This is a genomic window from Blastococcus sp. SYSU DS0539, from assembly GCF_054050855.1.
Genome location: NZ_JBJHAF010000011.1, coordinates 13,012 through 24,922, shown reverse-complemented (window position 1 = coordinate 24,922; position 11,911 = coordinate 13,012). Strand labels below are relative to the sequence as shown.

General features: G+C 74.2%; 10 protein-coding genes. 7 read left to right on the top strand and 3 right to left on the bottom strand.

Annotation, left to right across the window (positions count from 1 at the left end; all coding sequences use genetic code 11):
• The first annotated feature begins 65 nt into the window (after positions 1-65).
• Genes ACI790_RS14240 through ACI790_RS14230 form a run of 3 tightly spaced genes read left to right on the top strand, consistent with a single transcriptional unit; the run spans position 66 to position 3,333 of the window.
• Positions 66-875: a purine-nucleoside phosphorylase gene (locus tag ACI790_RS14240; RefSeq protein ID WP_456570432.1), complete on the top strand. Its 810-nt coding sequence runs from the start codon at positions 66-68 to the stop codon at positions 873-875.
• The gene (locus ACI790_RS14235; RefSeq protein WP_456570431.1) at positions 872-1,705 is read left to right on the top strand and encodes an NAD-dependent epimerase/dehydratase family protein; all 834 of its coding nucleotides are present in this window, start codon (positions 872-874) and stop codon (positions 1,703-1,705) included. Before ACI790_RS14240 ends, ACI790_RS14235 begins: the two co-directional genes overlap by 4 nt.
• On the top strand, positions 1,702-3,333 hold the full coding sequence (locus ACI790_RS14230; protein WP_456570430.1) for a phospho-sugar mutase: 1,632 nt from the start codon (positions 1,702-1,704) through the stop codon (positions 3,331-3,333). Before ACI790_RS14235 ends, ACI790_RS14230 begins: the two co-directional genes overlap by 4 nt.
• 279 nt (positions 3,334-3,612) lie before the next feature.
• On the opposite strand, the gene ACI790_RS14225 is transcribed toward ACI790_RS14230, so the two are convergent.
• From ACI790_RS14225 to ACI790_RS14215, 3 genes are all read right to left on the bottom strand, one after another.
• Positions 3,613-4,503 (bottom strand): Gfo/Idh/MocA family protein, encoded by an 891-nt coding sequence (locus ACI790_RS14225; RefSeq protein ID WP_456570429.1) that lies wholly within the window; start codon positions 4,501-4,503, stop codon positions 3,613-3,615.
• Between the two features lie 2 nt (positions 4,504-4,505).
• Positions 4,506-5,129, bottom strand: a complete 624-nt coding sequence (gene upp, locus ACI790_RS14220; RefSeq protein WP_456570428.1) for a uracil phosphoribosyltransferase — start codon at positions 5,127-5,129, stop codon at positions 4,506-4,508.
• 63 nt (positions 5,130-5,192) lie between these two features.
• Positions 5,193-6,725 (bottom strand): DUF222 domain-containing protein, encoded by a 1,533-nt coding sequence (locus ACI790_RS14215; RefSeq protein ID WP_456570427.1) that lies wholly within the window; start codon positions 6,723-6,725, stop codon positions 5,193-5,195.
• Between the two features lie 427 nt (positions 6,726-7,152).
• Here ACI790_RS14215 and deoC point away from each other — a divergent pair, with 427 nt between their 5' ends.
• The 4 genes from deoC to lpdA are packed head-to-tail and all read left to right on the top strand — an operon-like array spanning position 7,153 to position 11,908.
• Positions 7,153-8,148, top strand: a complete 996-nt coding sequence (gene deoC, locus ACI790_RS14210; RefSeq protein WP_456570426.1) for a deoxyribose-phosphate aldolase — start codon at positions 7,153-7,155, stop codon at positions 8,146-8,148.
• Positions 8,149-8,153: 5 nt separating this feature from the next.
• On the top strand, positions 8,154-9,599 hold the full coding sequence (locus ACI790_RS14205) for an aldehyde dehydrogenase family protein (RefSeq protein WP_456570425.1): 1,446 nt from the start codon (positions 8,154-8,156) through the stop codon (positions 9,597-9,599).
• The gene (locus ACI790_RS14200; RefSeq protein WP_456570424.1) at positions 9,596-10,468 is read left to right on the top strand and encodes an aldehyde dehydrogenase family protein; all 873 of its coding nucleotides are present in this window, start codon (positions 9,596-9,598) and stop codon (positions 10,466-10,468) included. Before ACI790_RS14205 ends, ACI790_RS14200 begins: the two co-directional genes overlap by 4 nt.
• Positions 10,469-10,504: 36 nt before the next feature.
• Positions 10,505-11,908 (top strand): dihydrolipoyl dehydrogenase, encoded by a 1,404-nt coding sequence (lpdA, locus tag ACI790_RS14195; RefSeq protein WP_456570423.1) that lies wholly within the window; start codon positions 10,505-10,507, stop codon positions 11,906-11,908.
• The last annotated feature ends 3 nt before the right edge of the window (positions 11,909-11,911 follow it).

Below are 11,911 nucleotides of genomic sequence, written 5' to 3'. Positions count from 1 at the left end.
CGTGCGGTCGACCCCGCCCGCGCCGGGGATCCGCCCTCGCCGGCGTCCTGCGTTAGCGTCCGTGCGTGAGCGAGCTCCCCGGAACCGACCCCACCGCCCTGGCCGCCGAGGCCGCCGAGGCCCTGACCGCCGCGCTCGGCGGTGAGCACGACGTCGCCGTCGTCATGGGCTCGGGCTGGGCCCCCGCGGCCGACGCCTTCGGCGAGGCGGACGCCGCCGTGGCGATCGGCGACCTGCCGGGCTTCGCCGCACCCACCGCGGTCGGGCACGGCGGCGAGGTGCGCTCGGTGCGGGTGGGCGATCGCAAGGTCCTGCTCTTCCTCGGCCGCACCCACTTCTACGAGGGCCGGGGCGTGGAGCCGGTCGTCCACGGCGTGCGCACCGCCGCCGCCGCGGGCGTGCGGACGCTCGTCCTCACCAACGCCGCCGGCGGGCTGGCCCCGGAGCACCGGGTCGGCCAGGCGGTCGTCATCTCCGACCACCTGAACCTCACCGCGCGGTCGCCGCTGGTGGGTGCGCACTTCGTCGACCTCACCGACCTCTACTCCGCCCGGCTGCGCGCGCTGGCCCGCGAGCTCGACCCCGACCTGACCGAGGGCGTCTACGCCGCGCTGCCCGGGCCGCACTACGAGACCCCGGCCGAGATCCGGATGCTCCGCACGCTGGGCGCCGACCTCGTCGGCATGTCCACCGCGCTCGAGGCGATCGCCGCGCACGCCGCCGGCCTGGAGGTCCTCGGGCTCTCGCTGGTCACCAACGCCGCCGCCGGGGTCACCGGCGAGAAGCTGGACGCCGACGAGGTCATCACCGCGGGCCGGGCCGCCGCGGGCCGGCTCGGGGAGTTCCTGGTGGAGCTCATCGGGCGGCTCCCGTGAGCGCGGCGGGCGGCGGCGGTCCGGTGCTGATCACCGGCGCCGCCGGGCTCATCGGGACGGTGCTGCGCGGCGGGCTGCCCGAGCGCGGCTGGGCGCTGCGCAGCGTGGACGTCGTGCCGGTGGTCGAGCCCCGCCCGGGCGAGGAGCACCTCGTCGCGGACGTGACCGACCTCGGCGCGATGGTCGAGGCCGCCCGGGGCGCCTCGGCGATCGTGCACCTGGCGGGGATCGCCACGGAGTCGACCTGGGCGGCGATCTCGCACGCGAACATCGAGGGCACCTACTGCACGCTCGAGGCCGCCCGGCTCGCCGGCGTCCCCCGGGTGGTGCTCGCCAGCAGCAACCACGCGTCCGGCTTCACCGAGCGGCCCGCGGACGAGCTGCTGCGCGAGGCCGACGCCCCGCCGCGGCCGGACACCTACTACGGCGTCTCGAAGGTGGCGATGGAGGCGCTGGGGTCGCTGTACGTCGACCGCTACGGCCTCGACGTCGTCTGCCTGCGGATCGGCAGCGCCTTCCCCGAGCCGACGACGACCCGGCAGCTGTCCACCTGGCTCTCCCCCGCCGACACCGTGGGCCTCGTCGACGCCGCGCTCACTGCGCCGTCCCCGGGCTTCCGCGTGGTGTGGGGCGTCTCCGACAACACCCGCCGCTGGTGGGACCTCTCGGCCGCCGAGGCGCTGGGGTACCGGTCCACCGACGACGCCGAGGGGTACGCCGGGGCGCTGGTGGAGGTGCACGGCGAGCCCGACCTGTCCGACCCGGTGCACCGCCGCGTGGGCGGCGAGTACACGACGCCCGCGTTCGACGCGGGGAACTTCCCGGCATGACCGACGACCTGCTCGCCACCGCCCGGGCCTGGGCCGACGCCGATCCGCACGCGGGCGACCGCGCCGAGATCCTGGAGCTGGTCGAGGCCGGCGACACCGCCGAGCTCGGCCGCCGCTTCGCCGGGCCGCTGACCTTCGGGACGGCGGGGCTGCGCGGACCGCTGCGCGCGGGGCCGGCGGGCATGAACGCCGCCGTGGTGCTCCGCGCCGCGGCCGGGGTGGGCCGGCACCTGCTGGACACCGGGCACGGCGGCGGGACCGTCGTCATCGGCTTCGACGCACGGCGGCGGTCTGACGAGTTCGCCACGCTCTCGGCCCAGGTGTTCTCCGGGCTCGGCTTCGCGGTGCAGCTCATGCCGCGACCGCTGCCCACCCCGGTGCTCGCCTTCGCCGTCCGGCACCTCGGGACGGTGGCCGGCGTGATGGTCACCGCGAGCCACAACCCGCCCGACGACAACGGCTACAAGCTCTACCTGGAGCAGGGGGCCCAGCTCGTGCCGCCGGCCGACCGGGAGATCGAGGCGGCCATCGCCGCCGTCGGCCCGGCGCGGGAGATCCCGCTCGCCGGCGGCCACGGGATCCTGGGCGACGACGTGCTCACCGAGTACGTGACCGCGGTGGTGCGGGCGCTCGACCCCGAGCGGGTCCCGGCGGCCGACCGGGCGGCGCTGACGGTCGCCTACACCGCCATGCACGGGGTGGGCGCATCGACGACCCGGCTGGTGTTCGCCGCGGCCGGGTTCGCGCAGCCGGCCGGCGTGCCCGAGCAGGACGCGCCCGACCCGGCGTTCCCAACCGTCTCCTTCCCGAACCCGGAGGAGCCGGGCGCCGTCGACCTGCTGCTGGCCCTGGCCGAGCGGGTGGGCGCCGACGTGGCGATCGCCCAGGACCCCGACGCCGACCGCTGCTCGGTGCTGTGCGGCGGCCGGCAACTCACCGGGGACGAGGTGGGGGCGCTGCTTGCCGACTGGCTGCTGCGCCGCGGGGTGCGCGGGACGTACGCGTCCTCGCTGGTCAGCGGCTCGCTGATGCACGCGATCGCCGAGGCCCACGGAGCGCCGTCGGAGGAGACGCCCACCGGGTTCAAGTGGATCATGCGGGCCGGGTCGGGGTCGGCGCCGCTGGTGTACGGCTACGAGGAGGCGCTGGGCTACGCCGTCGCGCCGGACGTCGTCCGGGACAAGGACGGCATCTCCGCCGCCCTTGCCGTGGCGCTGCTGGCGGCCGAGCTCAAGGCCGACGGGCGCACCCTGCTGGACCGGCTCGACGAGCTGGCCGACGAACACGGGATGTTCGTCACCGGGCAGCTGTCGGTGCGGGTGGAGGACCTCTCGGTCATCTCCGGCGCCATGGCGCGGCTGCGGTCGGCACCCCCCGCCACGCTGCTCGGCCGGCCGGTGGAGTTCGCCGACCTGGCGCACGAGACGCCGGCCGTGGACGCGGTGCGGCTGCTCGGCGAGGGCGTCCGGGTGATCGTGCGGCCCAGCGGTACCGAGCCGAAGCTCAAGGCGTACCTGGAGACCGTGGTCCCGGTGCACGACGACGCCGGCCTGATCGCGGCGCGCGGGCGCGGTGCCGACGAGCTCGACCAGCTCCGCGCGGAGATGTCCGCCGCCCTGGGCCTGTAGGGCGGCCCGGGCACGGTCCGGGGCGCCGTTCTGGGCACGGTCGGGGGCGCCGCTCTGGGCACGGTCCGGGGCGCCGCTCTGGGGGTGTTGCTCGCGGTTCCGGGATTCTGCAGGGCCCCCGAGCGCGAGGAACGCCCCCAGAGCGGAACGAGAGGTCGTCCACAGGCGACGGTGCGCCCGGATCCCGGTTCTTGTACGTACCTCCACCGCGCGCCAGGCCCGCACGGTGCCGACCTCCCCCGACGACCGCGCGGACCGCCGGCCCCGGCGGGGCAGTGTTCAGCGCGCGACGGCCTCGCGGCAGCCAGAGGACAGCGCTCGCTGCGCCGCGGCCAGGACTGCGACGACGTCGCGGCCGAAGGCGACGTCGCACGGATGCGTCCCGCCGGTCATCGCCGCCGCGCCGAGCTCGTCGACCGCCACCCGGAAGGCCTCCACCGGAGCATCGACGTCGGGCAGCAGGACGAGCCGGCCGGCGTCGCCGTGCACGTAGAACTCGATGCCCGACGACATCGGCGCCACCGTGTGCGACAGCGTGACCGTCGAGGCCGTCCCCGACTCGTGGGTGAGCACCAGGTGCACGGTGTCGAGGAGTCCGGCGCCGGCCTGCACTGCCACCACGGGCCCGAGCGCCGGCAGCAGCACCGAGAGGGCGTGCGGCCCGATGTCCCAGAGCGCGCCGTGCTCCTGACGCCAGGGGGAACCGGCGAACGGGGTCCCCGCCAGGGATGACAGCCACGACCCGGCACCGCCGGCCAGCCGGGTGCGCGCGGCCTGGGTCAGCCAGGTCGAGGTGGCCGCCTGGAAGCGGAAGGTGAAGAACACGACCGAGGCGACGCCGGAACCGCGCACGGCGTCGACGACGCGGTCGGCGCCGGCCACGTCGAGCGCGATCGGCTTCTCCAGCAGCAGGTGCTTGCCGGACTCGGCCGCGCGCACCGCGAGCGGCGCCTGCACATCGGGCGGGAGGGCGATCGCGACGGCGTCGACGTCCGCCAGCAGAGCGTCCGCGTCGGCGTAGCCGGGGACCTCGAACTCCGCGCCCAGCGCCTTGGCCTTGGCGAGGTCGCGGCCCCACACGCCGACCAGTTCGGCGGACGGGTGGTCGGCGAGCGCGGTCGCGTGCACGGCACGCGCCCAGTGGCCGGTGCCGAGCACCCCGAAGCGCATGCTCAGACCGAGCCGAACTGGCGGTCGCCGGCGTCGCCCAGCCCCGGGACGATGTAGGCCTTGTCGTTGAGCCCCTCGTCGATGCTGGCGGTGAACACCCGCAGCGGCAGGCCGCTCTCCTCCAGCCGGCGGATGCCGTCCGGCGCCGCGAGCGCGCAGAGCACGGTGATCGACGTCGTGCCGCGGGCGGTGAGCAGCTCGCAGCAGTGCACCAGCGAACCGCCGGTGGCCAGCATCGGGTCGAGCACGAACACGTCACGCCCGACCAGCGACTCCGGCAGCGAGGCCATGTAGGCCTCGGGCTGGAACGTCTCCTCGTTGCGGGCCAGCCCGACGAAGCCCATCTGCGACTCCGGCAGCATCCCGTGCGCGGTGTCGGCCATGCCCAGCCCCGCCCGGAGCACGGGCACGATCAGCGGCGGTGCGGCCAGCCGGTAGCCCGTCGTCGTCGTCACCGGGGTGGTGATCCGCTCCTCGGCGACCTCGAGGTCACGGGTGGCCTCGTAGACGAGCATCTGCGTGAGTTCGCGCAGAGCGGCGCGGAACATGGCGTTGTCCGTGCGCTCGTCCCGCATGCGGGTCAGGCGGGCGCGGGCGAGCGGGTGGTCGACGACGGTGAGCTGCACGGGCAGCACGGTAGCGGCCGGGCCCGATGTGCGGCCCGGCACCGCCCGTGCGCAGCTCACCCGTCAGGCGGCGACGAGCACGCTGCCCCGCGCCTCGGCTGCCAGGCGCCGCCGCAGATCGCGGTTTCCCATGAGCACGCCGACGACGTACGCCATGTCCATGCGCTCACCGTTGACGTGCATCGCGTCGGGCAGTGCGGGTGGCCCGTCCGGGAACAGCAGGGAGGTCAGCTCCCCGGCGACCTCCCGTACCGGCTCCGCCGCCCTGCCGGCCGGCCGCGACGCCTGTGCCACGGGAGCCGGCCGACGCGCGGCGAGCTCGTCGATCGGCTGAACGCCCACGAACGCATCCGGTGCCGGAGCAGCGCCGTCACCGGCGACGCCGGGGAGGCCGTGCGCGAAGGCGGCGTCCGCGGGGCCCCACACCCGCCGGCCGTCCGCAGCCACGGCGATCAGCCGGCCGTCGCGCCGCGTGAGGACCAGATCCTGGTCGTGGACCAGCCCGTGGTCGACGTCGCAGAGCAGCACCAGGTTGTCCACGTCGGTGCCGCCACCGAACAGCCAGTGCCGCATGTGGTGGGCGTGCAGCCGTTCGATCCTCGTCTCGGTGCAGCCCGGCCGGGCGCAGCCGCCGTCCCGACGGAGCAGAGCGCGACGCTGGGCTCGGGTGGCCCGGCGGCGCCGGCGGCCGACTCCGAGCACCTCGCGGTCGTGCTCCAGCATGGTGACGACCGTTGCTTCGCAGAGCATCCGGCGGACCTGGGACGGGTGGAGCGCCGGGCCGCCCTCCAGGTAGGCCTGGCCGGCGGCGGCGTCGTCGGCCACGACCGCGGCGTCGACGTGCACGACGACCTCCCGCCGGGGCGGGTCCCCCGGCCGCCGGCCGACGTGGTGAGCCGCGTCGGCCAGCTCGGCGACCGCCGCGCAGCGTCGTGCCGCGGTCCGCTCCCGGGCGCAGGCGATCGCTTCCCGCTCGTCGTCCTGCTCGGACTCGTCCGGTTCCCCGCGTGCCGGGGAGCCGACCGCTGCGCGCTTGGCCGCGGCCCGGTCGCGGCGGGCCTCACGCTCGGCGATCGAGTCGACCGCCGTCAGGAACCGGGCGCCCTCCTCGGCGTCCATGCGCATCCGCACGACCAGCATGCCGTCGTCGTCCCACCAGTGCTGGAACTGCCGCTTGAGCGTGAGGGTGCCCGGATCGACCCGGTCGGCCCGGCGCCAGGAGCGGACCAGCCGCTCGGTCTGCGACGCCGTCGCCTCCAGCGCCAGATGGAGCAGGGACTGCTCGGTGTCGGGCTCCGCGATGCGGGTGAGCGCCCGCACCTTGGAGTAGGACAGCCGCCCCTCGGCGAACGCCGCGGAGATCAGCGGCAGACCGTCCAGGGCTCGGGCGACCCGGACGTGCTCGCGGGCGGTGCCCGGGGACGCCCCGCACTGCCAGGCCAGCCAGTGGGCGCAGGAGGCGATGCCGACCGCGTGCCAGCCCTCCCGCCGGTCGAACTCCGCGACCAGCCGCAGCCAGGCCGCCGTGGCGGCGGCCAGTCGCACGGCGCCGGACGTGATCTCGCGCGCCAGTTCCGGCAGGGACTTCTCGGCCACGACCGCCTCCTTCGAATGCGTGTTCGAAAGCTAGCGGCCGGGGGTGACAGTTTCCGCCGGCGTGGAGGCGTTCCCGCGGGAACGCCTCCCGGGAACGTCGGGACGCGTCGCAACGAGCGCGCCTGCCCGAGGCGGAGGACGGACGCGGAAGGGGCACGACGGACGGGCCGACGCCGACGGGCGAACGTTTCCGCGGAAACGTCCGACCGAGCCCGTCATGACCCCGAGGCAGTCGCCGGACGCCGGGCACCCGGCACTGGACGAGGCCGGGGGTGGGAGGCGGGAGACGTTCCCGCGGCAACGTCGGCGTGGACCGGGACCGACGGCGGACCGGCGGCGACGGGGAACCGAGGCGCCAGGAACGGGGAACCGCCCCGGCGGGTGAGCAGGTTCGGGCTCCGGACCGCCGCAGGGGAGAATGTTCGGCATGACCCACGTGCTCGATCCCGGCGCGCTGTCGGACGACGCCCGGGCGCTGGCCGCGCCGACGCCTCCCTACGACGACGTCACGCGCTCGGACTCGGCGTTCCGCGCCTTCCTGCACGGTCTGCCGGGCGTGGACCAGGTCGGCGCCGAGGCGCGGGTGGCCCAGCTCGGCACCCGCTCGATCAAGACGACGTCGAAGGCCTGGGCCATCGACACCGCCATCTCGATGGTCGACCTCACGACCCTCGAGGGCGCCGACACCCCGGGCAAGGTGCGCAGCCTGGCCGCCAAGGCCAAGCAGCCCGACCCCTCCGACCCGACGACGCCGAAGGTCGCGGCGGTGTGCGTCTACGGCGACCTCGCCGGCGTGGCCCGGGAAGCCCTCGGCGACAGCGGCATCCACGTGGCGGCCGTCGCGACCGCCTTCCCCAGCGGCCGCGCCAGCCGCGCGGTGAAGCTCGCCGACGTGCAGGACGCCGTGGCCAACGGCGCCGACGAGATCGACATGGTCATCGACCGCGGCGCCTTCCTCGCCGGCCGCTACCTCGACGTCTACGAGGAGATCGTCGCGGTGAAGGAGGCGTGCGGGGACGCGCACCTCAAGGTGATCCTCGAGACCGGGGAACTGGTCACCCTCGACAACGTGCGCCGGGCCAGCTGGATCGCGATGCTCGCCGGCGGCGACTTCATCAAGACCTCGACCGGCAAGGTCAGCCCGGCCGCCACCCTCCCGGTCGGCCTGGTGATGCTGGAGGCCGTCCGCGACTTCCGCGCCGCGACCGGCCGCCAGGTGGGCTTCAAGCCGGCCGGCGGCATCCGCACCACGAAGGACGCGATCAAGCACCTGGTGCTGATCAACGAGACCGTCGGCCCCGACTGGCTGGACGCCGACTGGTTCCGCTTCGGCGCCTCCAGCCTGCTCAACGACCTCCTCCTGCAGCGGCAGAAGCTGCGCACCGGCCACTACTCCGGCCCCGACTACGTCACGGTGGACTGAGCACGATGACCAGCACCTTCGAGTACGCCCCCGCCCCCGAGTCGCGGTCGATCGTCACCATCGCCCCGTCGTACGGCCTGTTCGTCGACGGCGAGTTCGTCGACGGCTCCGGCGATCCCTTCAAGACGGTGAACCCGGCCACCGAGGAGGTGCTCAGCGAGGTCGCCACCGGCACCGCCGCCGACGTCGACCGCGCGGTGCGCGCCGCCCGGAAGGCGTTCGAGAAGACCTGGGGGCCGATGCGCCCCGCCGACCGCGGCAAGTACCTGTTCCGCATCGCCCGGCTGCTGCAGGAGCGGGCCCGCGAGTTCGCCGTCCTGGAGTCGCTGGACAACGGCAAGCCGATCCGGGAATCGCGGGACGTCGACGTCCCCCTGGCCGCGGCGCACTTCTTCTACCACGCGGGCTGGGCCGACAAGCTGGAGCACGCGGGCCTCGGGCCGGACCCCCGCCCGCTCGGCGTGGCCGGCCAGGTCATCCCCTGGAACTTCCCGCTGCTGATGCTGGCGTGGAAGGTCGCCCCCGCGCTGGCCACCGGCAACACCGTCGTCCTCAAGCCGGCCGAGACGACGCCGCTGACCGCGCTGCTGTTCGCCGAGATCTGCCGGCAGGCCGACCTGCCGCCCGGCGTGGTCAACATCGTCACCGGCGCCGGGGAGACCGGCCGGGCGGTCGTCGAGCACGACGACGTCGACAAGGTGGCGTTCACCGGCTCCACCGACGTCGGCCGCTCGATCGCCCGCGCCGTCGCCGGCACCCGCAAGAAGCTGACCCTGGAGCTCGGCGGCAAGGCGGCGAACATCGTCTTCGACGACGCCCCGATCGACCAGGCCGTGGAGGGGATCGTCCAGGGGATCTTCTTCAACCAGGGGCACGTCTGCTGCGCCGGCTCCCGGCTGCTGGTCCAGGAGTCGATCCACGACGAGGTCATCGCGAGCCTCCAGCGGCGGATCGGCACGCTGCGCGTCGGCGACCCGCTGGACAAGAACACCGACATCGGCGCGATCAACTCGGCCGAGCAGCTCGCCCGGATCCGGGAGCTGTCCGACATCGGCGAGGCCGAGGGCGCGCAACGCTGGCAGCCGGCCTGCGACCTGCCCGACCGCGGCTACTGGTTCCCGCCGACGGTCTTCACCGACGTCTCCCCCGCGCACCGGATCGCCCGCGACGAGGTGTTCGGTCCCGTGCTGTCCGTGCTCACCTTCCGCACCCCCGACGAGGCCGTCGCCAAGGCGAACAACACCACCTACGGGCTGTCGGCCGGCATCTGGAGCGAGAAGGGGTCGCGGATCCTGAAGATCGCCGACCAGCTGCGCGCCGGCGTCGTCTGGGCCAACACCTTCAACAAGTTCGACCCGACGTCGCCGTTCGGCGGCTACAAGCAGTCCGGCTACGGCCGTGAGGGCGGCCGGCACGGTCTCGCCGCGTACCTGAAGGGTGCTGACCAGTGATCGGCAACGACCGCCTCGCCGTGCGCAAGACCTACAAGCTGTACGTGAACGGCGCCTTCCCCCGTTCGGAGAGCGGCCGCACCTACGAGGTCACCGACGCGAAGGGCCACTTCCTCGCCAACGTCGCCCGGGCCTCCCGCAAGGACGCCCGGGACGCCGTGGTCGCCGCCCGCGGCGCCTTCCCGAAGTGGTCCGGCGTTACCGCCTACAACCGCGGCCAGGTGCTCTACCGCGTGGCCGAGGTGATGGAGGGCCGGCACGTCCAGTTCTGCGAGGAGGTCGGTGCGGCCGAGGGCCTGTCGGCGTCGAAGGCGCGGGCCGCCGTGGACGCCGCGATCGACCGCTGGGTCTGGTACGCGGGCTGGACCGACAAGCTGGCCGCCGTCCTGGGCAGCGCGAACCCGGTCGCCGGCCCGTACTTCGACTTCTCCCTGCCCGAGCCCTCCGGCGTCGTCGCCGTCCTGGCCCCGCAGCAGTCGAGCCTGCTCGGCCTGGTCAGCGTGCTGGCGCCCGTCCTGGCCACCGGGAACACCGCCGTCGTCGTCACCTCCGCGGAGCGGCCGATCCCGGCCGTCACCCTCGGCGAGGTGCTGGCGACCAGCGACGTCCCCGGCGGCGTGGTCAACCTGCTCACCGGCGACGCCGGGGAGCTGGGCCCGTGGCTGGCCGAGCACGCCGACGTCGACGGCATCGACCTCACCGGCACCCCCGCCGGCCGGGCCATGGAGTTCGAGCGGGAGGCCGCCGGGACCATCAAGCGAGTGGTCCGCCCACCGGCCACCGAGCCGGACTGGAGCGCCGACCCGGGTCTGTCCCGGATGACCCCGTTCCTGGAGACGAAGACCGTCTGGCACCCCATCGGGGTGTAGCCGGGCACGGTCCGGCACCGGGCTAGGCTCGGGGCCGTGCCGCATTTCGACGTCGTCGTCCTCGGAGCCGGACCCGGTGGGTACGTGGCCGCGATCCGCGCCGCGCAGCTGGGCAAGAGCGTGGCCGTGGTGGAGTCCACCTACTGGGGCGGGGTGTGCCTCAACGTGGGCTGCATCCCCTCGAAGGCGCTGCTGCGCAACGCCGAGCTCGCCCACCTGGTGCGCGACGAGGCGAAGACCTTCGGCATCTCCGGTGACGTCTCCTTCGACTTCGGCGCCGCCTTCGACCGCAGCCGCACCGTCGCCGACGGCCGGGTCAAGGGCGTGCACTTCCTGATGAAGAAGAACAAGATCACCGAGTTCGACGGGTGGGGTTCGTTCACCGACCCGCACACCCTCCAGGTCGCCCTGAACGACGGCGGCGAGGAGACGGTCACCTTCGACTCGGTGATCCTCGCGACGGGCGCCAAGACCCGCTTCCTCCCGGGCACGCAGCTCTCCGAGCGCGTGGTCACCTACGAGGAGCAGATCCTCAGCCGCGACCTGCCGAAGACCATCATCATCGCCGGCGCCGGGGCGATCGGCGTCGAGTTCGCCTTCGTCCTCCGCAACTACGGCGTCCAGGTGACCATCGTCGAGTTCGCCGACCGGGTGCTGCCGCTCGAGGACGCCGCCGTCTCCAAGGAGCTGGCGAAGGCCTACCGCAAGCTCGGGGTCGAGGTGCTCACCTCCACCAAGGTCGAGCGGATCGACGACTCCGGAGGCTCCGTCGTCGTCACCGTCTCCGACGCCAAGGGCACCCGCGAGCTGACGGCGGACAAGGTCATGCAGGCCATCGGCTTCGTGCCGCGGGTCGAGGGCTACGGCCTGGACAAGCTGGGCGTCGAGCTCACCGACCGCGGCGCCATCGCGATCGACGACCGGATGCGCACCAACGTGCCGCACGTCTACGCGATCGGCGACGTCACCGCCAAGCTGATGCTCGCCCACGTCGCCGAGGCCCAGGGCGTCGTCGCCGCCGAGACCATCGCCGGCGCGGAGACCATGGAGCTGGACTACGTGATGATGCCGCGGGCGACGTTCTGCTCCCCGCAGGTGGCCAGCTTCGGCTACACCGAGGCGCAGGCCCGCGAGCTGGCCGACGAGAAGGGCTGGAAGATCAAGGTCGCCCAGTTCCCCTTCACCGCCAACGGCAAGGCGCAGGGCCTCGCGGAGCCCGGCGGGTTCGTCAAGCTCATCGCCGACGAGACCTACGGCGAGCTGCTCGGCGGCCACCTGGTCGGGCCCGAGGTCACCGAGCTGCTGCCGGAGCTCACGCTCGCGCAGAAGTGGGACCTCACGGCCACCGAGCTCGCCCGCAACGTGCACGCCCACCCCACGCTCAGCGAGGGGCTGCAGGAGGCGATCCACGGCCTGGCCGGCCACATGATCAACCTCTGACCG

Coding starts and splice junctions, on each gene's coding strand:
- ACI790_RS14230 (WP_456570430.1), top strand. CDS start 1,702: ATGACCGACGACCTGCTCGCCACCGCCCGGGCCTGGGCCGACGCCGAT.
- ACI790_RS14205 (WP_456570425.1), top strand. CDS start 8,154: ATGACCAGCACCTTCGAGTACGCCCCCGCCCCCGAGTCGCGGTCGATC.
- deoC (WP_456570426.1), top strand. CDS start 7,153: ATGACCCACGTGCTCGATCCCGGCGCGCTGTCGGACGACGCCCGGGCG.
- ACI790_RS14225 (WP_456570429.1), bottom strand. CDS start 4,503: ATGCGCTTCGGGGTGCTCGGCACCGGCCACTGGGCGCGTGCCGTGCAC.